The sequence below is a fragment of the Stenotrophomonas sp. 21LCFQ19 genome (assembly GCF_056861425.1).
Window position 1 is genome coordinate 298,551 of sequence record NZ_JBSPUF010000001.1, and the last position, 24,570, is coordinate 323,120.

At 64.7% G+C, this 24,570-nt stretch carries 21 protein-coding genes; 7 read left to right on the forward strand and 14 right to left on the reverse strand.

All coding sequences use genetic code 11. The features are described 5' to 3' along the window. Positions 1-96 precede the first annotated feature (96 nt). A complete protein-coding gene (gene mpl / locus AC13FW_RS01350; RefSeq protein ID WP_482987923.1) occupies positions 97-1,602 on the reverse strand; it encodes a UDP-N-acetylmuramate:L-alanyl-gamma-D-glutamyl-meso-diaminopimelate ligase in 1,506 nt (501 codons plus the stop codon). A 330-nt stretch (positions 1,603-1,932) separates the two neighbouring features. After that, on the reverse strand, positions 1,933-2,496 hold the full coding sequence (locus AC13FW_RS01355; protein ID WP_057627841.1) for an adenylate kinase: 564 nt from the start codon (positions 2,494-2,496) through the stop codon (positions 1,933-1,935). A gap of 143 nt (positions 2,497-2,639) precedes the next feature. Here AC13FW_RS01355 and AC13FW_RS01360 point away from each other — a divergent pair, with 143 nt between their 5' ends. The 4 genes from AC13FW_RS01360 to AC13FW_RS01375 all read left to right on the forward strand — a co-directional run bounded on the left by AC13FW_RS01360 (position 2,640) and on the right by AC13FW_RS01375 (position 6,424). Next, complete coding sequence (locus AC13FW_RS01360) at positions 2,640-3,896, forward strand: 6-phosphofructokinase (protein ID WP_482987924.1); 1,257 nt, start codon at positions 2,640-2,642, stop codon at positions 3,894-3,896. A 62-nt stretch (positions 3,897-3,958) separates the two neighbouring features. After that, on the forward strand, positions 3,959-4,549 hold the full coding sequence (locus tag AC13FW_RS01365) for a YiiX family permuted papain-like enzyme (RefSeq protein WP_482987925.1): 591 nt from the start codon (positions 3,959-3,961) through the stop codon (positions 4,547-4,549). Between the two features lie 563 nt (positions 4,550-5,112). After that, a complete protein-coding gene (locus AC13FW_RS01370; protein ID WP_482987926.1) occupies positions 5,113-5,826 on the forward strand; it encodes a hypothetical protein in 714 nt (237 codons plus the stop codon). Positions 5,827-5,830: 4 nt separating this feature from the next. Further along, positions 5,831-6,424, forward strand: a complete 594-nt coding sequence (locus tag AC13FW_RS01375) for a DUF2846 domain-containing protein (RefSeq protein ID WP_282268556.1) — start codon at positions 5,831-5,833, stop codon at positions 6,422-6,424. Positions 6,425-6,461: 37 nt separating this feature from the next. Here AC13FW_RS01375 and AC13FW_RS01380 read toward each other — a convergent pair whose 3' ends face one another. Beyond that, positions 6,462-6,968 (reverse strand): hypothetical protein, encoded by a 507-nt coding sequence (locus tag AC13FW_RS01380; RefSeq protein WP_481511670.1) that lies wholly within the window; start codon positions 6,966-6,968, stop codon positions 6,462-6,464. Between the two features lie 242 nt (positions 6,969-7,210). Here AC13FW_RS01380 and AC13FW_RS01385 point away from each other — a divergent pair, with 242 nt between their 5' ends. Next, a complete protein-coding gene (locus AC13FW_RS01385; RefSeq protein ID WP_482987927.1) occupies positions 7,211-9,238 on the forward strand; it encodes a sodium-translocating pyrophosphatase in 2,028 nt (675 codons plus the stop codon). Positions 9,239-9,422: 184 nt separating this feature from the next. On the opposite strand, the gene AC13FW_RS01390 is transcribed toward AC13FW_RS01385, so the two are convergent. The 10 genes from AC13FW_RS01390 to AC13FW_RS01435 form a co-directional block, all read right to left on the reverse strand. Beyond that, complete coding sequence (locus AC13FW_RS01390) at positions 9,423-10,091, reverse strand: glutaminyl-peptide cyclotransferase (RefSeq protein WP_482987928.1); 669 nt, start codon at positions 10,089-10,091, stop codon at positions 9,423-9,425. 47 nt (positions 10,092-10,138) lie between these two features. Beyond that, complete coding sequence (locus AC13FW_RS01395) at positions 10,139-11,359, reverse strand: helix-turn-helix domain-containing protein (RefSeq protein WP_482987929.1); 1,221 nt, start codon at positions 11,357-11,359, stop codon at positions 10,139-10,141. A 222-nt stretch (positions 11,360-11,581) separates the two neighbouring features. Continuing rightward, the gene (locus AC13FW_RS01400; protein ID WP_482987930.1) at positions 11,582-12,322 is read right to left on the reverse strand and encodes an energy transducer TonB; all 741 of its coding nucleotides are present in this window, start codon (positions 12,320-12,322) and stop codon (positions 11,582-11,584) included. Further along, entirely contained in the window at positions 12,319-12,744 is a 426-nt protein-coding gene (exbD, locus tag AC13FW_RS01405; protein WP_482987931.1) for a TonB system transport protein ExbD, read from the reverse strand. The genes AC13FW_RS01400 and exbD overlap by 4 nt, the downstream gene beginning before the upstream one ends. 9 nt (positions 12,745-12,753) lie before the next feature. Further along, positions 12,754-13,470: a tonB-system energizer ExbB gene (gene exbB, locus AC13FW_RS01410; protein WP_482987932.1), complete on the reverse strand. Its 717-nt coding sequence runs from the start codon at positions 13,468-13,470 to the stop codon at positions 12,754-12,756. Between the two features lie 126 nt (positions 13,471-13,596). Continuing rightward, positions 13,597-13,986: a YbaN family protein gene (locus AC13FW_RS01415; protein ID WP_296251842.1), complete on the reverse strand. Its 390-nt coding sequence runs from the start codon at positions 13,984-13,986 to the stop codon at positions 13,597-13,599. A 40-nt stretch (positions 13,987-14,026) separates the two neighbouring features. Continuing rightward, complete coding sequence (locus AC13FW_RS01420; protein WP_282268566.1) at positions 14,027-14,617, reverse strand: biliverdin-producing heme oxygenase; 591 nt, start codon at positions 14,615-14,617, stop codon at positions 14,027-14,029. Positions 14,618-14,796: 179 nt separating this feature from the next. Further along, positions 14,797-17,715, reverse strand: coding sequence for a TonB-dependent receptor (locus AC13FW_RS01425; protein WP_482987933.1), 2,919 nt, complete (start codon positions 17,713-17,715; stop codon positions 14,797-14,799). Between the two features lie 126 nt (positions 17,716-17,841). Beyond that, entirely contained in the window at positions 17,842-18,813 is a 972-nt protein-coding gene (locus AC13FW_RS01430) for a FecR family protein (protein ID WP_482987934.1), read from the reverse strand. Between the two features lie 88 nt (positions 18,814-18,901). Next, complete coding sequence (locus AC13FW_RS01435) at positions 18,902-19,402, reverse strand: RNA polymerase sigma factor (RefSeq protein WP_282268570.1); 501 nt, start codon at positions 19,400-19,402, stop codon at positions 18,902-18,904. Positions 19,403-19,621: 219 nt separating this feature from the next. On the opposite strand from AC13FW_RS01435, the gene ppa reads away from it, so the two are divergent. Both ppa and AC13FW_RS01445 read left to right on the forward strand, forming a co-directional pair. Continuing rightward, a complete protein-coding gene (gene ppa / locus AC13FW_RS01440) occupies positions 19,622-20,167 on the forward strand; it encodes an inorganic diphosphatase (RefSeq protein WP_282268572.1) in 546 nt (181 codons plus the stop codon). Between the two features lie 161 nt (positions 20,168-20,328). Then, positions 20,329-21,444, forward strand: coding sequence for an HDOD domain-containing protein (locus tag AC13FW_RS01445; protein ID WP_296251853.1), 1,116 nt, complete (start codon positions 20,329-20,331; stop codon positions 21,442-21,444). Between the two features lie 225 nt (positions 21,445-21,669). Here the strand turns inward: AC13FW_RS01445 and AC13FW_RS01450 are convergent, their stop codons facing one another. Beyond that, complete coding sequence (locus AC13FW_RS01450) at positions 21,670-24,540, reverse strand: TonB-dependent receptor plug domain-containing protein (protein ID WP_481614947.1); 2,871 nt, start codon at positions 24,538-24,540, stop codon at positions 21,670-21,672. Positions 24,541-24,570 lie beyond the last annotated feature (30 nt).

Sequence of the window (24,570 nt, forward strand, 5' to 3'; positions counted from 1 at the left end):
CCAACCCGGCCGCCCCCATCGTGCCGCCCCGCCCTCCCCCCCCCCAACCCCCCCCCCCCCCCCCCCCCCCCACTACAGATGAAGCTGCAGTCCGTTCTACGCCGACTGCAGCTGCGCCAGGAACCGGCGCGGTGCGCCATCAAAACCGCCGTTGGACATGAACACCACGTGGTCGCCAGCAGCTGCAACGTCGCCGAGCGTGGACAACAAGGCATCCGTATCCGCCACGGCCTGCGCATCGCCACGCACCGCATCGATCACCTTTGCCGCGTCCCACGGCAGCTCAGGCCGGGCCAGGAATACCACCGCATCGGCGATATCCAGCGACGGCGCCAACGCATCCGAGTGCGCACCCAGCCGCATTGAATTGCTGCGCGGCTCCATCGCCACCACGATGCGCGCATCGCCAACCTTGGCCCGCAGGCCTTCCAACGTGGTGTGGATGGCGGTCGGGTGATGGGCGAAGTCGTCGTAGATGGTGATGCCCTGCGCCTGTCCGATGACTTCCATGCGCCGCTTGACGCTGTGGAAGCCAGCCAAGGCCGGCGCGACGCTGGCAACGTCGACGCCCACCGCATGCGCTGCAGCCAGGGCCGCGAGCCCATTGAGCACGTTGTGCCGGCCCAGCAGCGACCATTCAACGGTCGCCAACTCGGCACCGCGATGCAGCACCGCAAAGGCGCTGCCATCCTGGTTGATCAGGCGTGCGCTCCATTCCAGCGACGGATCAAAACCGAAGCGCTCCACCGGCGTCCAGCAGCCCATCGCCAGCACTTCGGCAAGGTACTTGTCCTCGCCATTGACGATCAGGCGACCACGACCAGGCACCGTGCGTACCAGATGATGGAACTGGCGCTGGATAGCGGCCACGTCCGGGAAGATGTCGGCGTGATCGAATTCCAGATTGTTGAGGATGGCGACCAAGGGGCGGTAATGGACGAACTTGCTGCGCTTGTCGAAGAACGCCGTGTCGTATTCGTCAGCTTCCACCACAAAAAGTGGTCGATTTGACACTGATCGATCCGAAAGGATCGATGCGTCCTCCCCTTCCCCCGCCGGGGGGACAAAGGGCCTGCCCCCGCGAAGGCGGGGGTGCCCCGAAGGGGCGGATGAGGGTAAGGCCTTACCCGCACTCCCAGCCAGCGACCTACCCAACCGCGCCGACACCCCGAAATCCTCCGCCACGCCACCGATCAGGAAGCCCGGCTCACGCCCGGCCGCCTGCAGCAGGAAGGACAGGATGGTGGTGGTGGTGGTCTTGCCGTGCGTGCCGGCCACCGCCAGGGTGTCGCGGCCCGGCAGCACCTGCTCGGACAGCCATTGCGCGCCCGATGTATAGCGTCGGCCCGAATCAAGCACCGCCTCTACCGCCGGGTTGCCGCGCGAGAGCGCGTTGCCGACCACTACCTCGTCGCAATCGGGACTGATATTGCCCGGCAGATAGCCCTGTGAAAGGCTGATCCCCAAGGTTTCCAATTGGGTGGACATCGGCGGGTATACCGCCTGATCGCTGCCTTCGACCTGATGACCGAGTTCGCGGGCCAGAGCGGCCACGCCGCCCATGAAAGTGCCGGCAATGCCGAGGATATGGATCTTGCTCATCCCCAGATTGTCGCCGATGCGCCGGTTTAGGGGTATCCAGATCCAAGTTGAGCTGTATCCCCAATCGCCTGTAGGGGATTCCCCGATACCGTCACGCGACATTCACAATGAAAATACGTGACGCCAGCCTCAGTATCCCTCAGGTCCTACTCCCCAAGAGGCCATCCCCAGGGAGCTCATGCTGATGGGGCCGTGAGCACGCCCTTAGCTGGCTTTTTATAAGCGAAACGCCCGGTTCCAGCACATGGCCCCGGGCGTTTCTGTATGCGCGGCCGCCGCAGCGAGCACGCAGATGGGCGCACGGCGGTCAGCCGCCGGCGCCCTGCATCATCAGCGCTTGATCGCCGCCAGGATGCGGGCCAGCACTTCGTCCAGCGCGCCAACGCCGTCCACGCGCGCCAGGGTGCCCTTGGCGGCGTAGAAGTCGATCACCGGTGCGGTGGAATCGTTGTAGACCTGCAGGCGCTGACGCACCGATTCCGGGTTGTCATCGGCGCGGCCCTGCTCCTGGGCGCGGCCAGCGATGCGCTCGACCAGCAGCTCGGTCGGCACGTCCAACTGCACGATGGCATCCAGCGGCTGGTTCAGCTTGGCCAGCAGTTCGCCCAGCGCGTTGGCCTGGGCCACGTTGCGCGGGTAACCATCCAGGATGAAGCCCTTGGCGGTATCGGCCTGCGACAGGCGCGATTCCAGCATGCCCAGCAGGATGTCGTCGGACACCAGGTTGCCGGCATCCATCACCGCCTTGGCCTGCTTGCCCAGCTCGGTGCCGGCAGCCACTTCGGCGCGCAGCAGGTCACCGGTGGAAATGTGCGGAACCTGCAGTTGTTCCTTCAGGCTCGTAGCCTGTGTGCCCTTGCCCGAACCGGGCGGTCCCAACAGAACCAATCGCATTCCTGACTCCCATATGTTTTGAGGAAACGGGACGGACAGCGGCGTTAGACTCATGGGCCGATTCACGCTGCACCGCAATATGTGCAGCTTACCGCATCCGGCCAATGTCCCGGAATGTCCTCCCGCTCTGGAGAGTATTGCCCATGTCCAAAGGCACCTTGCTGTATGCCCAGTCCGGCGGCGTCACCGCCGTCATCAACGCCACCGCCTCGGCCGTCGTTGCCGAGGCAAGAACCAGGAAAATCAAGGTGTTGGCTGCGCGCAACGGCATCCTCGGCGCATTGCGCGAGGAGCTGATCGACACCTCGAAGGAGTCGGCCGCCAACATCGCCGCACTGGCCCACACCCCGGGCGGCGCGTTCGGCTCGTGCCGCTACAAGCTCAAGTCGCTGGAGGCCGACCGCGCCAAGTACGAGCGCCTGCTGGAGGTTTTCAAGGCGCACGACGTGCGCTGGTTCCTCTACAACGGCGGCAACGACTCGGCCGACACCGCGCTCAAAGTTTCGCAGCTTGCCAAGGAATACGGCTACCCGCTGACCTGCGTGGGCGTACCCAAGACCATCGACAACGACCTGGCGGTCACCGACACCTGCCCGGGCTTCGGCTCGGCAGCCAAGTACACCGCAATCTCGGTGCGCGAAGCCGCGCTGGACGTGGCAGCGATGGCCGAGACCTCCACCCGGGTCTTCATCTACGAGGCGATGGGTCGCCATGCCGGTTGGCTGGCCGCAGCTGCGGGCCTGGCTGGCGAGAACCCCGACGACGCACCGCAGATCATCCTGTTGCCGGAGCGCGCCTATGACGAGCCGGTGTTCCTGGCCAAGGTCAAGCAGACGGTCGAGAAAGTCGGCTTCTGCGTGGTGGTGGCCAGCGAAGGCATCCACACCGCCGACGGCCAGTTCGTCGCCGATGCCGGCGGGGCCAAGGATTCTTTCGGCCACACCCAGCTCGGCGGCGTGGCTTCGTACCTGGCCGGCAAGGTCAAGGCCGAACTCGGCTACAAGGTGCACTGGACCCTGCCCGACTACCTGCAGCGCTCGGCCCGCCATATCGCCTCCAAGACCGACTGGGAACAGGCACAGGCGGTGGGCAAGGCAGCGGTGCAGTTCGCACTGAAGGGACAGAACTCGGTGATGCCGGTGATCGTGCGCAGCTCGGACGTGCCGTATCGCTGGAAGATCGAAGCCGCGCCGCTGTCCAAGGTCGCCAACCACGAAAAGAAGATGCCGGCCAGCTTCATCCGCAAGGACGGCTTCGGCATCACCGAGAAGGCGCGCCGCTACCTGCAGCCGCTGATCCGCGGCGAAGCGCCGCTGCCGTACGGCCGCGACGGCCTGCCGAAGTACGTGACCCTGAAGAACGTCGCCGTGGCGAAGAAGCTGGCAGCCTGGGAAGGCTGATGTCGCGCCGTCGCCGGTGCTGTCTGCGGCCTCCACGCCGCTTCACCGCTGGTTCCAGGGCGATGCAGTGCATCGCCCTGCTGCTGTGCATGGCATCCGCGCAACTGGCCGGCGCCTACACACCGCAGGATGGCGACATCGTCTTCCACACCTCCACCTCCAGCCAAAGTGCAGCAGTACAGGCCGCCACCGGCTCGCGTTACAGCCATATGAGTGTCGTCCTGCTGCGTGGCGGTCAAGCCCAGGTATTGGAAGCGGTGCAGCCGGTGCGGTATACGCCCTTGCAGGCCTGGTTGGATCGCGGTGCGCAGCGTCACTATGTGATCAAACGCCCATCAAGACCGCTGACACCGGCAAACAAGGCCCGGATGCACACCGCCGCCGCACGCTATGTGGGCCGCCCCTATGACCTGGGCTTCGCGTGGTCTGACCAACGCATCTATTGCTCGGAGCTGGTGTGGAAGCTGTACCGCGACGCCGCCGGCATCGAACTGGCGCCACTGGCGCGCCTGGACAGCTTCAACCTGCAGGCGCCTGTGGTCCGCAGCAAACTGCGCGAACGTTACGGCAACCATGTCCCGTTGGCCGAGCCGGTGATTTCGCCAGCGGCCATCTTCGCCTCACCCTTGCTGGTGACGGTTGACCAGCGCTGACGGAAGCACGGCGTAGTGCCGAGCCATGCTCGGCAGAGGCTTTCCCGGCAACGCTCCAGCCGAGCATGGCTCGGCTCTACCGGTTGTGCTTTCCCGGTAACGCTCCAGCCGAGCATGGCTCGGCTCTACCGGTTGTGCTTTCCCGGTAACGCTCCGGCCGAGCATGGCTCGGCTCTACCGGTTGTGCTTTCCCGGTAACGCTCCAGCCGAGCATGGCTCGGCTCTACGGTTAAAGCCTGATCACGCATTACTTCAGACAGGTGTGCCGCCCCGGTGGGCGGCGCATTCTTCGCCCAAGGCCTCCACACAGGCGGTGCAGCATGTTCCGCAAGATATTGATCGGGATGCTTGGCGTTCTCATCGTCTGCGGCTTGGCCGCGGCAGGCTACCGCGTTGGCCAGCAGCTCGCGCAGCACGACAGGACCGCCACCGCTGGCTGATGCACTCCGGCTTCAGCCCTTCGCAGCCACCTCCCTGACGCTACCTGGGAAGGCTGGTTGACGCATTTCAAATTTACTCCGCAGCGGCTACGATCAGCGCTTCAGGCGGGGGGGCCTATCAACATGTCGTCAGTCATATTCCGCTGCGCCACGATGGCGCTGGTCCTGCATGCCACATGCGCTGGCGCAGTCACCCAGCAACAAGTCTCACCGACGGCCCAGGCAGTGGAGCAGGCAAGCCTGACAGAGCCGACTGAAGCCGTTCCCGCGATTCCCGCGGGCATCCCGGTTTTCATTGAAATCGCCGAACCGCTGGCATCCTCCACACACAAACGCGGCGACATTTTCGCCATCACCCTGGCCGAACCGCTGGTTCTCGACGGCGTCGAACGACTGCCCCGCGGAACCCGTGGGACTGGCGAAATCGTGCACGCAGCTGCCGCACGCGGTGGTGGAGCTCCCGGCGAACTGTTGATTGCTGCACGCACGCTGGAAACGGCACAAGGCCCACTGCTGCTACGTGGCTTCAAGCTCGGGGCAACCGGCGATGACAACAGCGGCATGGCGATCGGCGTATCAATCGCTGCGGGCCCGTTCGCCATGTTCATCAGGGGCAGGGAAATCGTGATTCCCGCCGGTACGCGCGGCGTCGCCAAAACCAAGGCTGCACCAGCACCCGCTGCAAGCGCAGCGTCCGCGGCCGACATCGAAGTCCGGGCCCAGCCAGGTGCCGCAAGCGCGGTCGATCCGGCTACCGCACCCCCGGACAACATCACTGCAACTGCAGTACCCGCCATTACATCCCAGCCGGAAACCCCGGTCCAACCCAAGGAGTAGTTCGATGCGTCTACGTTCGTGCGCAGTGGTCCTTTCTGCCAGTCTGCTCACCCCGTTCGGTGTGTTCGCGCAACAAGTGCAGGCACCGCCGGCTAGCGATGCCGCTGTCACCGCGCAGGAAGCGCCTCCGGCCGACGCACCGTCAGCCACCGCCCCTGAAGAAGCTGAAGCCGCCGACACCTCGGCCACGCCAACGCAGGCTGCTGACGCTGCCGTCGCCGACAGCCCTGTCGCAGGGGAGACCGCTGCCCACAGCGGGCTGATCGCCCCTGCCCCCGCCGACAAGGCCCAGATCGTCTTCTTCCGCCCGTCAAAGTTCACTGGCGGCGCAATCGGCTTCAAGGTCCGCGAAGGTGAGCAGGAACTGGGCAAGCTGCGCAGTGGCAACTATTTCATCCACCTCGCTGAGCCAGGCACCCACGAATACACCGTCCACTCCGAAGCCAAAGACGTACTGAGCATGGAAGTGGAAGAAGGCGAGACCTACTTCGTGCAGGGAACGATCACCATGGGTGTGTTCGCTGGCCGCCCCAACCTGTCACCTTCCGACGAAGGTACCTTCAATGGCATGGCTGACAAGCTGAAGCTGCGCGAATAAGCAGCGCAACGGGAGAACAGCCTTGATCCTGCCGCACTCAGCGGCAGGGTCTGCCTTCCATCTGCAGGCGCGCCGAATACGCCGGCAATGCCGCCAGCCGCCCGGCCGCCGCCTGCGCCTTGGCGTCACCCAGATAGACCCGGTTCTGGCCCTGCCCGTCCAGCGCGACCTGCTGCCCGGCCGGCTTGCGCCACACTTCGATCACGGCCTGTTGCGTGCTGCAGGATGCCGAGGGAATACGTGCCACTTCATTGAGCTTCCAGCCAGCCGCCTCGCTGGGGTTGACCTTGCTGGCATCCAGGAACACCGCACGCGGCTGGCACTGCGGGCTGGTGCGCACCAACTGCATGTCATACGGCTGCGCCGCCGTGCCGGTGAAGTGGCCTTCGATGCGGGTACAGGCTTCTGGGATCTGCCGCACCGTATGCACCGCGCCAGTGGCCTGCGCGCTGGCTGCCGGGCGTTCGATCTCGGGCTTGGCGTTGGCCGCCAGCAACGGCAGCGGCGACAAGGCCGTCACGGCAAGGACTAGCAGGGCTTTCATCGGCAGCGATTCCACATGGACAGATACGCGACGTTGCCAGCATCCGACTGAACCCAACAGCAAGCAGCGGTGGCTGGCGGTCGAGACAGCTGGCAGTCATACTCAGGCCGCCTCAGAGTGTTTGAACACAGCGACACGTACCACAGCCGCACGCGGCCCGGGTCTGTTCCAGTGCTTCGATCTACCCGGCGTGTCCCCGCTTCATCCACAGCTGGATGGCATCCACCAACGCTGGAGGGGTCATGCTCGAACAGTACGGTCTTGTGCTTTCGCTTGTCTGCGCCGCTGTCGCCATCGTCTACGGCATCATCTCGGCCCAATGGGTCCTACGACAACCTGCCGGCAATGCCCGCATGCAGGAAATCGCCGCCGCCATCCAGGAAGGCGCGCGGGCCTACCTCAACCGCCAGTACCTGACCATCGCCATCGTCGGCGTGGTGTTGTTCGTGCTGGTCGGCGTCTTCCTCAGCTGGTACACGGCGATCGGTTTTGCGGTCGGCGCGGTGTTGTCCGGTGCTGCCGGCTATATCGGCATGAACGTGTCGGTACGTGCCAACGTGCGCACCGCCGAGGCGGCCCGCAACGGCATGAGCGCGGCCATGGATGTGGCGTTCCGCGGCGGTGCGATCACCGGCATGCTGGTGGTCGGGCTGGGCCTGCTTGGCGTGGCCGGCTACTACCTGATCCTGCAGCGCATGGGCCTGAGCCAGGCCGACAACCTGCACGCCTTGGTCGGATTGGCATTCGGCAGTTCCTTGATCTCGATCTTCGCGCGCTTGGGCGGCGGTATCTTCACCAAGGGTGCGGACGTCGGCGCAGACCTGGTCGGCAAGGTCGAAGCCGGCATTCCCGAGGACGATCCGCGCAATCCGGCGGTGATCGCCGACAACGTCGGTGACAACGTTGGCGACTGCGCCGGCATGGCCGCTGACCTGTTCGAGACCTATGCGGTGACGGTGATCGCCACCATGCTGCTCGGCGGCATGATGATGGCCGAAGTCGGCCGCAACGCGGTGCTGTTCCCACTGGTGCTGGGCGGCGTGTCGATCATCGCCTCGATCATCGGCGCGTTCTTCGTCAAGGTGAAAGCCGGCGGCTCGATCATGGGCGCGCTGTACAAGGGCGTGATCGTCTCCGGCGTGCTGGCCGCGATTGCCTTCTGGCCGGTGACCACGCAGCTGATGGCCGACTCCAGCCACGGCGCCACCAACCTGTATATCTGCGCCTTGATCGGGCTGGTGCTGACCGGCCTGATCGTCTGGATCACCGAGTACTACACCGGCACCCAGTACAAGCCGGTGCAGCACGTGGCGCAGGCATCGACCACCGGCCACGGCACCAACATCATCGCCGGCCTCGGTGTCTCGATGAAATCCACCGCACTGCCGGTTATCGCAGTGTGTGTGGCGATCTGGTCTGCGTTCCACTTTGGCGGCCTGTACGGCATTGCCATCGCCGCGACGGCGATGCTGTCGATGGCCGGCATGATCGTCGCACTGGATGCGTACGGCCCGATTACCGACAACGCCGGCGGTATTGCCGAAATGGCCGAGCTGCCATCGGACATCCGCGACATCACCGATCCGCTCGACGCAGTGGGCAATACCACCAAGGCGGTAACCAAGGGTTATGCGATTGGTTCGGCGGCATTGGCGGCACTGGTGCTGTTCGCCGACTACACCCACAACCTGCAGGTGGCGCATCCGGGCGAGGCCTTTGCTTTCGATCTGTCCGACCACACGGTGATCATCGGCCTGCTGATCGGCGGTTTGATCCCCTATCTGTTCGGCGCGATGGCGATGGAAGCGGTAGGCCGAGCGGCCGGTGCGGTGGTGGAAGAAGTACGCCGCCAGTTCCGCGAAATCCCCGGCATCATGCAGGGCACGGCCAAGCCGCAGTACCACAAGGCGGTGGACATGCTGACCCGCTCGGCGATCAAGGAAATGATCGTGCCTTCATTGCTGCCGGTCGCAGTGCCGGTGGTGGTTGGCCTGCTGCTTGGGCCGAAGGCATTGGGTGGTTTGTTGATCGGCACCATCGTCACCGGCCTGTTCGTGGCGATCTCGATGACTACCGGCGGCGGTGCCTGGGACAACGCCAAGAAGTACATCGAGGACGGTCACTTCGGCGGCAAGGGCAGTGAAGCGCACAAGGCCGCTGTGACTGGCGATACGGTCGGCGATCCGTACAAGGACACGGCAGGGCCGGCGATCAATCCCCTCATAAAAATCATCAATATTGTCGCGCTGCTGTTGGTGCCGCTGCTTTAATTCTGCCTGACAGCGAAAAGCTGCCCTCACCCCAACCCCTCTCCCGCCTGCGGGAGAGGGGCTCTTGTATCCAGCAGCGTGGTGACCGGAAAGTGCACGAAGCGTCGTAGCACTTGTAGGAGCGGCGTCAGACGCGAAGCTGACATCGCATCAGCCAAACGTAAAACACCCCAACCAACTCCACTCAACCCGATCGCTTCACCGCATACACCCGACCATCATTTCCACCACCGCAATAGAACAGCTCGCCACCATCCGCCTCCAGCCCACTGACACTGATGCCTTCCGGCATCTGCAGGCGCTCGAGCACCTCGCCGGTATCGGCCTGCAGGCGGCGGATGTCACTCCGCCCTGCTTCGCCCGTGGCATGCCAGAGTTCCCCATCCACCCAGGTCACGCCGGTGACGAAGCGATCGGATTCGATCGTGCGCAGGATCTTGCCGTTGGCCGGATCAATCTGGTGAATCTTCCGCTGCCGGTACTGCCCCACCCACAGGCTGCCTTCCGCCCAGGCCATGCCCGAATCCATTCCATTGCCCGGTGCCGGGATCGATGCCAGCACCTCGCCACTTTGCGGATCGATCTTGTCGATACGCGCTTCGGCGATCTGCCAAAGATAGGTTCCATCGAACGCAGTACCGGCGTCACAAGGCACGGCCAAGCTACGCAACGTCCCGCCATCACGCGGATCGAAGGCCACCAGCGCCGCACCCGTTGCGGCCCAGACGTTTTTTCCATCGAAGCTGACGCCATTGATGGTGTCCGAACCGGCGAACGGGCCGTACTTGCGTACCACCTCGGCAGGGCGGACCTTGGCCGCCGCAAGCTTGGGATTCAGGGTTTGGGTATTCATCGCTGCGATCTCCTGGCATGTCCTCGATTGGCTGCCTGCCAGCGACACTAGTCAATCGGCAGCGCAGCAGGGAGTAACAAGATCGTCGTGAATCCGCTCAGCGGCACCGCGCGCCAACGCTGCGCTCGTCCACGTCCAATCGCGTACACACGCCCTGCTGCCTCCAGCTCCAGCAGCGCCCGCTGCGCGTTGCGCTGGCTCTGGCCCAAGGCCAAACCCAATGCCGAGGTCGACCAGGCCGCGCCATCGGCAAGCAACGCGAGCAGCGCGCCTTGTTCCCCCTCGATGGGCGGGAGCAATACCTTCACCGCGGTCGCCGAACAAGGCGACAGGCGGAAGCCAGCAGCAGTCGCTTCAATCTTCGCCTGCACCGCGATGAGCCCACGCAGGCGACCGATCTCCACACGCAGCCGGGCGCGCAGCGTCTCGTCGTAGTGATGCATGGAAAATGCGCGGCTGATCAGCACATCGCGGTCAACCTCACCCGGCCAGGCCTCGGCCAGCGCACGGGCAAGCGCGAACAGCACCGGACGCCTTGCCAGCGATTGCCAGCCTGCACCAGACCTGATGCCGCGCTGGCACCCGTCAACGATCAGTGCGCCGGAATCCAACAGCTGCTGCACCTGGTCAATACGCAGCAGCTGATCCGCCCCTGCGCCAAGGCAGCGCGCGGCCGGCCGGTCCAACTTGATGCGAGCTTCATCTACTTCCGCCTGCAGCGCGGCTACACCTGCTTGCACCGCAGCCATCCGTGCACGTTCCAGCAGCGCGCGTGCCTGCGCAATTCGCATCCTGCGCAGTGCCAAGGTCGCAGCAGTCAGATCAGCCATGGCGCTCAGCGCGGGCGGCAGCTGCCTTCCCTCCAACCTGGCCAGTGCATGCGCTGCTTCATCCAGCTTGCCCAGCAGCAGCGCTCGCCGCGCCAGGATCAACCAGGCCTGCAGTGCATTGGCCGCATCACCCTGCGCATCAAGCACGGTCGCGATGGATGACAGCGGTTCGGAGTTGCCGCCAAGTTCCCGCAGCGCCAGCGCCACTTCGGCTTCGGCCAGACCGCAGCGTGCGCGTGCGAGGACTTCATGTGCGCCGAAGCCACGTTGCGCACGTCGCAGCAGCTCGCGTGCACGGCTCAGGTCCCCCAACTGGGCCATCGCGATTCCGCGGAGCGCCAGTGCAGGAGGATCGTCACGCAATGCGACGTGCTTGAGCGCAGTGAGTACGTCACCTGTAGCCAGGGCGCGTGCGGAAGCTGCGATCAGGGAATCCATGGGGGCAGGCTAACTGCGGGCGGGCGTGGATGCACTTTTCCGCGATGCTGCGCCTGCGCAGGCAGTCGAGTCATCCCTAGGGGGAATGCCTGCGCGCTGCAAGACAACCGCTAAAAAGCGCCCTCACCCCTACCCCTCTCCCGCAACGCGGGAGAGGGGACAGCCCACTTTCCTGCGGGACGAAGGGACAGCCCACGCCTGCGGGGAATCAGGGGCTGTCGCTTACCTGCGATTGATGAAGAACTCCACCGGCACCATCACCTCCACCGGGTCGCCAGCGACGTCCGCTGGCGGTGCCGGCACCGGTGTTGCGCGCGCCACCGTTTCCAGCGTGGCCTCGTCCAGGCTGTCATGACCGCTGCTGCGACCGATCCGGGCATTGCTGACCCTGCCCTGCCTGTCCACGCTGAAGCGCACATAGGCCACGCCTTGCTGGCGCAGACGCTCGGCCAGGCGTGGGTAGCGGCGGTATTTTTCCAGATGCCCCAGCAGCTGCCCTTGCCAGGTAACCGAGGCCTGCGCCTGTTGCCCGGCCGTGGTCTGGCGGGCAGCGTAGCGCTCACTGGACTTGGCGCTGACATCTGGCGGCGCCAGGGTCTGGTCAACGGTGTGGGCGTCGGAGGCAGGTACCTGTTCGCGCGGTTGCGGCGGCACGTACGCGTCAACCACCTCCGGCTCCTGCGGCGGTGGCTCGCGTTCCACGCGCGGCGCTGGGGTCGGCTCGCTGCGTTGCTGCTCCTGCTGCGGCGGACCCTGCGGGATCTCGGTTGGTGCGGCGGGTGGAGCCTCGGGCGTCTCGGCCAGATCGACCATTACCGCTTCCAGCGGTTGCTGGTCGGCCAGCACGGGCGGCGTGCGCAGACTCCACCACAGCGCCGCGCCGATGACCACGGCGTGCAGCAGCAGCGCCAGCGCGAAACTGCCGCCCCAACGCAGGCGGGAGGATGCAGTAGCGGCGGTCACGGCGACTGCTCTACCCCGACCAGCGCCACTTTCAGGTAACCGGCGCGACGCAGCAGGTTCATGGCTTCCATCAGGTCGCCATAGCTGACCGAACGGTCGGCGCGCAGGAAAATGCGCTGCGAATGATCACCCTGGGTGCGTTTCTCCAGTTCCGCCGCCAGCGCGTCAGCCGACACCGCAGTCTCACCAATGCGCAGCGACAGATCGGCCTGTACGGTGAGGAACAGCGGTTCGGCATCGCGCGGCTGAGGCTTGGCGCTGCTGGCCGGCAGTTCCACCGGTACATCGACGGTGGCCAGCGGCGCGGCCACCATGAAGATGATCAGCAGCACCAGCATCACGTCGATGAACGGGGTGACATTGATCTCGTGTGCTTCGTCCAGCGCTTCGTCGTCGGACTCGCGGGGAGTACGGATTGCCATTGCCAGGCCTCAGCGCGCGTCGCGCGGCAACGCGCGGCCGCAATCCAGATCGCGCGAGACGATCTGCTGCACGCTGGCGGAGATGTCACCGCCCAGTGCCCGCAGGCTCAGCAGGCGGCGACTGAAGTGGTTGTAGATCACCACCGCGGGGATCGCCGCGACCAGGCCCATCGCGGTGGCCAGCAAGGCTTCGGCGATGCCCGGTGCAACCACGGCAAGATTGGTGGTATTGGACGCGGCGATGCCGACGAAGCTGTTCATGATGCCCCACACGGTGCCGAACAGACCGACGAACGGTGCCACCGCACCGATGCTGGCCAGCAGACCGACACCGCTGCGCAGGCGCCGGCTGTTACCCAGCTCGATGCGCTCAAGCCGCGAACCGAGACGTTCCTTGACGCCATCATGGCCCTGCGCATCGGCGGACAAGGCCAGCTCGGTACGCGCCGCACCCAGCATGCTGCGTGCAAGGTCCGATTGCTGCAGCAACGGCTGCGCCTCCGCACTATCGAGGCTGCCACTGACCTCCAGCACCTCGCGCGCGGCCTGCAGCTCACGGCCGATACGACCAAGCTCCAATGTCTTGGCGATCAGGACCGTCCAGGTTGCCAGCGATGCCAATGCCAGGCAGATCATCACCGCCTGCACCACCCAGTCGGCGGACTGGTACATGGCCCAGGGCGTGAGTGCCTGTGTGCTAGCGGTCGAGGAAATGTCAGCGTGCATGGAAAGATTCCGGATCGTCGTGGAAGAAAGTCGCACTGGCGATCTGGCTGGTGCGTTGAACGTGGTACGAACAGATGTCGCATCGGGCTGATGCAGGTGGAAGCGCGGCGACGGCGACGGACTGCATCATGGCTGCTCGCCACCATCGGCCGGCTCACGCGGGCTGGGCCGCGACAGCACATAAGCGGCGCTGGCCAGGAAAAAAATCGCCACAGGCACAGCCAGCTTCCAGCTCGGATGCGCGCCGATGAAGAACAACACGTAGCCCAGCGCCATGCCGCCAGCGGCAAAGCACTTGCCCTTGCGGCTCACCGCGCCCTGCTCGCGCCACAGCCGCAACGGCCGACCGTAGCGCGGATGCTGCAACAGCCACGCTTCAAAGCGTGGCGAGGATTTGGAAAAGCACCACACCGCCAGGATCAGGAAGATGGTGGTCGGCATCACCGGCAGCAAGGCACCGATCACGCCCAGCGCCACCATCAACCAGCCCATGCAGAACCACAGCCAGCGGATCACGTCGCTGCCTTCATGGTGGCTGCTGGTGCGTCCCCCTGCATCAGGCGAATTCCTGCTCGACGTAGCCACGCACCGTGCGGAACGCAGCATTGGCGCCTTCGATGGCCGCCGCTTCCTGCGCTTCGGTCATGCTGATGCCATCCAGCGACGCAGTGAACTCACGCCAGTGGCGGGCGGCGCCATCCGGATGCGCGGCCAGGTGGCTGGCACCAAACGCCGCGCCCAAGCCCAGCTTGCCAGCCAGCTTGAACAGGATGGTGCCACCGAGGTTGGAGCCTTCAGCCACGTACAGCCAACCCAGCGCCTGCGGCAGCTCGATGTCGTCGGGGATGACGGCGGCGCTGTCGGCGGGAACGTCCTGTTGCAGGTCACCCAGATCAGCAACGATCTGCTGCAGGCGCTGGCGCTGTTCCAGATCCGGCAACAGCGCGCGCAGCAACGGCGTTGCATACAGCGCCTGGATGTCGCGGTGGAAACGGTATTGCACGCGCACGAACTTGGCGAAGCGCTCGCGGCTGGCAAAGATGTCCTCGGACATGATCCGCTTGTCCAGGGAATCGTGGGTGGTGCTGGTAGCCGCCTTCAGGCGCTGGCTACGGGTGGGAGCTGCAATGGTTTCGGTCGTGGTCATGGTCTGCAACAACGAAGCGGAGGGGGAAACCGGCTGCCTTTTTTTATGGAAGGGCCGGTCGTCCTGATTGAGACGTCTGCCGGGGGCCTTCCCCCAAGTGGCCTGCATGGTGTGCTGCAACCGGCGATCCCGGCGCTGCCGCGCCGGGATCACCTGCTGCATCGATCACACCCTATCCATCAGTAGCGGAAGGTCAGTGCCATCCGCGCGGTACGGCCCGGTGCCGGCAGGATGCCCAACGCCAGCGGGTCCAGGTAGTAGCGGTCGGTGGCGTTGTCCAGGTTGACGTCCAGGTTCCACTGGTCATTGAACGACCAGCTGGCGAACAGGTCGACGATGGTCGCCGGGCGGTACAGCTGCTGGATCGCCGACAGGCCGACGTTCCATTCCTTGTCCAGCTTGCTGATCGGGCCGGCGTTGTGCACCACGCGGGTACCGAAGGTCAGCCGTTCGTCGAACAGGCGCGAACCCAGGGTCATGTTGACCGTGTAACGCGGCGGGTTCTGGGTATTGCTGTAGGAACCCTCGAAGCCACCGTCCACGCAGTTCGGGGTGTTCTTCAATTCCTCGATGTTGCGTGCCTGTCCGTAGGCGCGGCGCTCTGCAGCAATATCCGGCGCGCAGGTCTTGGCCTTGAAGTAGTAGTGCGCGGACAGGTCGGCGAACACCTTGCCGGCATCGTAGTTGGACTGGAACTCCATGCCCGACACCTTGAAGCGATCCACATTGCGGATCAAGCCGGCCGACAGCGTGCGGTAATCGCGGGTGATCAGGTCATCCACGCGGGTATCGAAGTAGGCCAGCTTCAGTGCCAGCTGGTCGCCATTGGCGAACAGGTCGCGCTTGATGGTGCTTGCGCCGATTTCCCAGCTGCCGGAGCGCTCGGGCTTCAGCTCGCCGACCGGCTTGGCGGCGGTGAACAGGCCCAGCGTGGTCTCGAACAGGCTCGGCAGCTTGGTGCCCTCGGCGTACTTGAGGTAAACCATGCTGTCGTCGTCGAAGTGGTAGGTGACGCTTGCAGTCGGCGAGAACGCACTGTCGCGGCGCTTGATCGGCTTGGACCAGGTCCAGCTCACCGGCACCATCAGGTCCTCCGCGGCATCGGCGTCGTAGAAGTTCCAGCCACCGATATCGGCCACCGTGCCCTTCTTGTACGGCGAGGCCAGCAGCGACGCTTCGGTGAAATTGCCATTGGCATCCGGGTACCAGTTCAGCATCGCGATGCGCTTGGCACGCCATGACGGCAGGCTCGGGTCACCGTCAAGCAGCTGGGTGTAGCGGTACTGACCCTGGGCCTCGAACTTGTCCTCGGTCGCCAGGCGATTGCGGTCGTGCACATTGACCCGGTTCCAGCGGCCACCGGCCATGAACTCCCAGTGTTCATTGGGCTCCCACTTGATCGATGCGACCGCGCTGTATTCCTTGCGCTCGGCATTGCGCAGGAAGCGGTTGTTGACCAGATCGTCATGCATGATCGGCGAGTTCGGGCGGATGTCCTCGTCGCTGAGCGACAGGCCGTAGTCGAAGGTGAACAGACCTGCGCTGGTTTCCAGCAGCGAGGTATTGCTCACGTCCAGGCCGAAGCGTTGCTGCTTCAGCGGGTTGGCATAGGCATCCTTGTAGCCGGGGTTGCCGCTGAAACTTGGCGCGTCATACCACTCGGTTCGGCGATCGAAGTACCACGGGGTGATGCCCGTCAGGCTGTTGTACATCAGGCTTTCGGCATCGGTGTACCAGGCGTTTGCACGCAGGTCGACCAAGGCGCTGTCCGGGTTGAAGCGGTAGCGCAGGCTGTAGCTGTCCATGTCGACATGGCCCGGGTCCCACTGCGGCACGCGATCGCGGTCCACGCGGATGATCTGCGAGGCCATGATCTCGCCGGCAGTGCCTTCATAGCGGCGGTAGCCCAGTTCCAGCGTCTGCGCATCGTCGATGCGCCAGGTGCCCTTGAGCAGCGCCGATTCCGAACGCGAGGAGGTATTGAACACTTCGGTGCGCGGCGGGTTCAGTGGTGCCAGCGTGCGCCGGGTCTGCGGGAAGTCGTCATAGCCGTGCTTGCCGCCGAAATAGTTGCCGGTATCGCGCCAGGCATACGCCGCCACCAGGTCGAACCGGTCCCAGCGCTGGGCCAAGGCCACGTTGGCGAACTGGTTGCCAGTGGCGTTGCGGTCGGTGCGCGGTGCGGCGCTGTAGTCGGGCACGTTGTTGGCGCTGTTGTTGGCCAGGCCGGTGCGCACGCGGATGCCGCTGTCACGGCCTTCGCGCAGCACGTCATCCACTTTCAAGGTCTCCATCTCGACCACGCCACCGATGCCGCCGGAGGCATTTGCCTGCAGGCTCGGCCCCTTGGTGATGGTGATGTTGGAGATCAGGTCCGGATCGAGGTAGGTACGCTGCGACTGGCCAGCGTAACCACGGTAGGTATCCATGGTGGACTGGCCACCATCGATGATCACCGGGATGCGGCTTTGCCCCTGGATGCCACGGATGTTCACGTCCAGGGCGTTGCCCACGCGCGGGTCACCGGCGGTGACGCCGGCCACGCCCTTGATGATGTCGGCGGTGGAGGTGCCACGGAAGCGTTCGATGGTCTGCTGCGGGATGTAGGCGGTCGAACCGGTGGTGCGGTAGGTATCGAGCAGGCGCGCGGCATCGCTGCCGCTGCCTTCGCCACCGCGCTGATCGCCTGCCACGCTCAGCGTACCGGTCACGACCAGGTCATCGGCATTATTGGCACCCGCAGGCAGCTTTTCGAGCGTCACCGCACCATTGCCGCTGCGGCGGGCTGCGAGGCCGGTGCCGCGCAGCAGCTGCTGCAGCGCCGCTGCCGGTGCCAGCTGGCCGGAAACCGGTGCCGAGGTGGCACCGTCAGCCAAGGCTGCGGTATAGGCCACCTGTACGCCAGACTGACGCATGTACTGACCCAGGGCTGTGGCAAGCGGCTGTGCGGGGATGTCGAACTGCGCGGAGGCGCTGGCCACGGTGGCCTGCGCCATTGCGGGAACGGCTGGCGTCATCACTGCCAGGCCGGCGGCCAGCATCGCGACGTGCAGACGGGACAGGCGCAGGCGTGGGCCGGCGCGGAAAGAACTGGGCATTGAAAATCCTGTTGTCGAAGCCGCAATCAGGCGGCGGAGGTTCGACGTACGTGGCGGCGGCTGAGGTACGGTCGGGGTTAAGACGAATGAACCGGGCAAACCCCCAAGATCAATCGCCCAGCTCAGCTAGCGACGCGCTGGCAGCTCGTTTTCCTGTGTCTGCACGATGGCGATGCCGAACGGCAACCGCGTCACGCGCAAGCCACTGCCCGCAGCCAGCGCGTCCAGCGCCTGCTCGGGTTGATCCAGACGCAACGCGGCATTGATCGGCGGCAACGCCGACAGATCGCCACGCACGAATACATGGCCGGGCCGATAACGCCCCAACTCGGCCAGCACCTGCGTCACCGGCACGTTCTCCAGCAACAGCTCGCCGCGTCGCCATGCAGCGACATGATCAGGCGCAAACTCCGCGCCGCGCTCGGCAACGCCGCCATTGCTCCAGCCCGCGGCCTGGCCTGCCTGCAGGTACATCCAGCCCTGGTCAGGGCGTGCTGCTACCCGCACTCGCCCCTGTTCGACCGCGGTATCGACGCGATCAGCTTCCCGGCTGACCACGAATGCGGTGGAGATATCCTCCACCACGCCATCACCGACGGTAATGCGGAAGGGTGCGCCGGCTTGCGGCACAACCTCGAACCAGGCGCGCCCACGCAGCAGCTCGATACGCCGGGTGGCCTCGCCGTAATGCACGGCAATAGCGGCGCCAGCATCCAGCACCGCGGTTGAACCGTCGGGCAGGCGGACATGCTGGATGGCAACATCCGCGCGGTGGTCCGCGCGCATGCGCAGCGCCAGCTCCGGCGCCGACATCACCCCGCAGAACAGCGCCAGCACCGCCACTGCCGCCAACCAGCGCCGTCGCGCATGCCGCTGCGGGCGCTGCACCAGCACCGTGGTCTGCGGGCGGGCAGCGAGACTGCGCCAGAGCACGCGTTCATGTTCAAACGCGTGGCGGTGCCCGGGCTGCAGCAGCCATTGCTCGAACGCCTGCATGTCAGGCTCGCCCATGGTTCCCGATGCCAGCCGCAGCACCCAGTCGCGCGCCTGCTGCGCAACGGGATTCTCGGGCGGGACGGAAGAGGACGGCGGGCGCATGGGCTGGCTCAGATGGTGATGCTGTTGGTGGGTACGGACGGAATACAAGACGATTGGCGGCGCCGCATCCCCAAGGGTAGCTGCGAGGCTAGTCGCCGCTGCGCGCCCAGGCCAGGCGCTGCAGGGCCAGGCGCAGGTGGTTTTCGACGGTGGTCACCGAGACCCCCATGCGCCGTGCCACTTCCGGCTGGGTCAGCCCCTGCAGGCGGTTCAGGCGGAACATGCTGCGGGTAGGCTCGGGCAGGTGGTCGGCCGCTTCCAGTACCCGCGCCAGCTCATCCTGCGCCATCACCTGCTCTTCGGTGGACAGCACCTCGTCCGCTCCCCACAGGTAATTCTCGGCCTGCAGGCGCAGCCGACGCGTGCGTTCACGACCGTGATCGGTGGCCAGGTTGCTGGCCAGCCGGTACAGGTAGGCACGCGGATTGCCGATCACCGGCTCATTGCCGACCCCGCGGACCTTGAACCACACCCCCTGGATGACGTCGTCCGCGCCGCCATCACTGCCGAGGATCTGGCGCACCAGACGCAGCAAGGCCGGGCGTTCGCGGATCAGCAGTTCGGTCAAGGTGGTGGCGTTGCTGGACATGGGGCAGGGCTGTTAAGGCAAGACAGGCCGCCTGCGTCAGGCAGCCTTGGGCGGACAAGGATATCCGCATAATGATAATGGTTCTCATATGTATTGCGCGACAGTGTGTTCCCCCCCGCCCACCCCGGACCGGCCAGCCAGTCGGGTTTGGTGCGCCGCAATAGTGGTGCGCGTAGAATGGAGCTCTTTTTCAACCAACAACGATTCGGAGTCAGCGCAATGAGCCTGAAATTGGTCTCGCCGGGCAAGAACCCGCCGGAAGAAATCAACGTCATCGTCGAGATCCCGAAGGATTCGGAGCCGGTGAAGTACGAAATGGACAAGGAAAGCGGCGCGATGTTCGTCGATCGCATCCTGTCCACGCCGATGCGCTACCCCTGCAACTACGGCTTCGTGCCGCAGACCCTGTGCGGCGACGGTGACCCGGCCGACGTGCTGGTGGTGCTGCCGCTGCCGCTGGTCCCGGGCTCGGTCGTGCGCTGCCGCCCGGTCGGCGTGCTGAAGATGAGCGACGAAGCTGGCAGCGACGAGAAGATCCTCGCCGTGCCGGTCGCCAAGATCTTCAGCGGCTACGCCCATGTGGAAGACATCGCCCAGGTATCCAGCCACTGGCTGGAGCGCATTGGCCACTTCTTCGAGCACTACAAGGACCTGGAGAAGGGCAAGTGGGTCAAGATCGAAGGCTGGGGCGACGCCGCCGAAGCCAAGCGCATCCTCAGCGAGGCGCACAAGACCTACCTCGCCACCCAGGAGCAGGACGTCTGATTGTGCCGGCGCAGGGTCGTAACACGGGCCCTGCGTAGCGACAACCATCACGTTTTCCTTGCAGAGGGCATGACCCTTTGCCAGCGAGCAGCTACATTGACAGGCCGGTTTCCGGCCTGTTTTTTTGTGCGGATTTTGCGTTTTGTCCAAGGGGAAGTGTCTTGCGAATCCTGTTAGTCGGTGGCGAAGCCAACCTGTCGGCCGAGCTGCTTGAGTACGTCGCCGATCTGGGCGATGAGTGGGAAGTACAGTCGGTCCCGGATGGCAGTGCCGCCATCGTCGCGGTGTCCTCGGCCACCATCGACGCGATCATCGTTGCGCCGGTATTGCCGGACCTGGCCCCGGCCACCCTGCTCGGGCAGATCCGCACGCTACGCCCGGAAACCATCCGCATAGCCCTGATCGACGGCGACAACAACCAGCGCGTGCCATCGGCCCGCATCATTGGCGTGGCCCATCGTTTCCTCCCGCTGCCGCTGGCCCCGGAAGTGCTGCTTGAAGCATTGACCAGCCTGGAGGAACTGCGCGAACTGCTGGACAGCCCACACCTGCGCCAGACGATCGGCCGCATCGAAAAGCTGCCCTCGCCGCCGCACCTGTACATCAGCCTGACCCACGCGCTGGAAGAGGACGAGGAAAGCGATTCTGCGGAGATCGCCAAGCTGATCGCAGCCGATCCGGCCATCGCCGCCAAGGTATTGCAGCTGTCCAACTCGGCCTTCTTCAACAGCGGCCGTGCCATTTCCGACCTGCGGGGCGCAGTGACCCGATTGGGCATGGCCACCCTGCGCGACCTGGTCCTGGCCAGTGAAGTATTCGCCCTGCCCGGCATGTCCGGGCCCGACCGCAACGCATTGCAATCACGCGCATTGATGGCCTCACGCCTGGCCGCCAAGATGCTGCCGGCGTCCAGCGCCGAGCTCGGCTCCACCGCCGCACTGCTGGCCGATATCGGCCTGCTGTTGCCCGGCGTACGCGATGAACGCCAGGCCGCGGAGGCCGATGACCCGCGTCCCGGCCACGCCGAGGCTGGTGCCTATCTGATGGGCCTGTGGGGCCTGCCGATGCCGATCATCGAAGCCGTCGCCTTCCAGCTGCAGCCGGGGCGCTCGAATGTGCGCAGTTTCTGGGTGGCCGGTGCCGTCCACGTCGCCACTGCACTGGCCGCCGGCACCGCCGTAGATGAGCAGTATCTGGCCAATGTCGGCGTACTGCCCAAGCTTGAGCAATGGCGTGCCATTGCCGATGAGATGATGGGCTTGAGCGTCGACGCCTGAGCCAGCGCTGCATCACAACGCAAGATATGGATTGAACAACAACGGCCGCCTAGCGGCCGTTGTTGTTTCCGCGCGTTGAAAGCGGCTGGCGTGCGACCAAAGCGTTGGCTCACGCTGCGGCACCGATTCCAGATGCGCTGCGCTTGCCCGGGGCGCGCAACGCACAAAGAAAAAGGGTGGGCCGTGCGGCCCACCCTTCGTCATGCATCACAGAGCTTCGATGGATCAGAAGCGCTGGTTGTACTGGATGAACAGGAAGCGGTCGTAGTCGAGCATCGGATCGATCTGCGAGGCGCTGCTGTTGCTCACCGAATAGGTGATCGGCGGCTGCTTGTCGAACACGTTGCGGGCGCCGACGGTCACGCTGCCATCCCACGGAGCCTGCCAGGTGACGGACACGTCGTGGTACACGATCGCACCCTTCTTGTTGGCGCCGGTGCCGCCCGACCAGCCACCGTTCGGCGTCTGGTAGTTCGGCTCGTTGCACTCAACGCCATCGTCGTAGCAGTAGTCGCGGAAGCCGCCGTAGTAACGCATGCCCCAGTTAGCCGACAGCGTGTCCTTGGCCCAGTTCAGGCCCAGGGTTGCACGCACGCGCGGGTAGTTCCAGTAACCGGCGTAGTTGTCCCACTCGGCACCCTTGGTCGACTGCTGACGGTAGGCGCTCAGGTAGTTCGCATCGAGGTTGACGCCGAAGGTACCAATCTCGGTTTCCGGCAGGCGGTAACGGACGCCGAAGTTGTAGCCTTCGGTTTCCAGCGAGCCCAGGTTGGCATTGCCGCGGCTCAGGCTGGTGACCTGACCGGTGGTGGCATCACGACCGTACTGGTCGCAGAACTGCGCAACACCGTTCTGGTAGCACTGGCCCAGCACGTAGTTGGCGGACACGGCGGTGATCACGTTATCAACGGTGATCTTGTACCAGTCCAGCGAGACGTCCAGACCCGGGACATAGCTCGGGCTGTACACCAGACCCACGGTGCGGGTCTTGCTGGTTTCCGGCTGCAGCTGGTCGTTGCCCACGCCCGACTGGAACGCAGCATTGGCCTGCGTGTCACGCGCGGTGATCGGCTTGCCAGCAGCATCGGTCTGACGGTAGGTCGAGCTCAGGCCTTCGGCCTGGCAACGAGCGGCAACGCGCGCATCGCTCAGCATGCCGAACTGTGCATCGCACGGATCGGTGAAGCGATCGAAGGTCTGCGAACCGCCACCGAAGGTGTCGTCCATGGTCGGGGCACGGAAGCCCTCGCCGTAGGTACCACGCACCAGCAGGTCTTCAATCGGACGCCAGGTCAGGCTGAACTTGCTGTTGATGGTGTCGCCGAACTTGTCGAAGTCGGAGTAGCGGCTGGCGATATCCAGCGACAGCTCCTTGGCACCCGGCAGGTCACGCAGCAGCGGAACCATGAATTCCAGGTAGAACTCATTGGCCTTGTACTTGCCCGAGGCAGCGCCGGCAGCCAGGTCGGTGGTGTAACCGGCCGAGGACAGTGCATCCGGGTGGTCGTAGCCGCTGACTTCGCGGTGCTCGTAACCCGCAGCGAAGGCCAGCTCACCAGCGTCGCCCGGCATGTCGAACAGGCCACCGGTGATGTTGGCGAAGTACTGCTTGCTCTTGCTCTGCGAGGTCGCGTTGAGCAGGGTGTTGATGTACTTCAACGCTTCCGGGGTAGCAGCGGTAGCGCCACCCAGGACGTCAAACGGGGTGCACTGGCCCAGTGCTGCATTGGTGCCCAATGCAATCGGATTGGCCAGCGAACCGCACTGCGCCACACCTGCGCTGTTGATGAACGACGGGCCCAGGGCCTTCTGCAGTGCCAGCAGGTTGATGTTGCCGCTGCTGGTTTCGGTCACGTCGTACTGGTTGTAGTTCAGGCCCACATCCCAGTCGAACGGACGGTCGTTGAAATCAAAGGTGCCTTCCAACGCTGCGTCGAAGTGGAACGACTTGACGTTGTTTTCGCTGATGCGCGGCAGCTCGAAAATACGACGGCCCCAGCTGGTGATATCAGCACCGACCGGGTTGTAGACGCTGTCCTTGCTCAGGGCAACCGGGAAGTTCTTCTGCGAAGTACCGGTCAGCGGGTAGCCAGCGATCTGACGCTTGGAGTCACGCTCCGAGTACATCACGGTCGACTTCAAACGCAGGTTGTCGTTGATGTCGTAGGTACCAGCGGCGAAGACCGACTTGTTCTCCGAGCCCTGGTTCAACATCATCTGCTCAGTGGCGTTGAAATAATCATCGCCATTGATCTCGTGGTAGTTGTTCGGGTCGCTGGAATCAGCGCCGACGCCACCCGGATGATTGATGACCATCACCTTGCCGGTGACCGGATCGGTGTAACGACCCCACTGGCCGGCCGGGCTCAGGCCGTCTGCAGCGTGGTTCGGGCCGTAGGTGTAACGGGTCAGTTCACGGTCCTTTGCCCACACCGGATCTTCCTTGGTGTAGGAAGCGCCCAGCATGATCGACGAACGCTCGCCAACTGCGCCCAAGGTCAGGTTGTACTGGGTCTTGGCACCGTCGCCGTCGCTGTTCTGGCCGTAGTAGACCGAAGCTTCAGCGCCTTCGAAATCCTTGCGCAGGATGATGTTGATCACGCCGGCAATCGCGTCGGAGCCGTAGATGGCGGAGGCGCCGTCCTTCAGCACTTCGATGCGCTCGATCAGCGAGCTCGGAATGGTCGACATATCGGTGAAGCCAGCCAGGCTGGAGCTCCAACGCTTGCCATTGACCAGCACCAGGGTGCGCATTTCACCCAGGTTGTAGAGGTTGGCGTACTGGCCACCCTGCTCCGGGTTGGATGCCAGCACGGCAGCCTTGGAGAAGGTCTGGGTGCCCGACACGGTCAGGTTCTGCAGGATGTCGCCAACGCTGACCAGACCCGAACGCTTGATGTCCTCGGAGGACACAGTGAAGATCGGCTGGGCGGTCTCAACGTCCACCGAGCGGATACGCGAACCAGTGACTTCCAGGCGATCCAGGGTGGTCGCACCGGCAGCAGCTTCCTGCGCCGAAGCAAATGAGGGGGTCAAGGCAATAGCAATGCCGGCCGGGAGCAAGCCCAACCGCACTGCAGAATTACGAAGCTTCATCAATCTCTCCAAAGAGCTAAACAAACGACA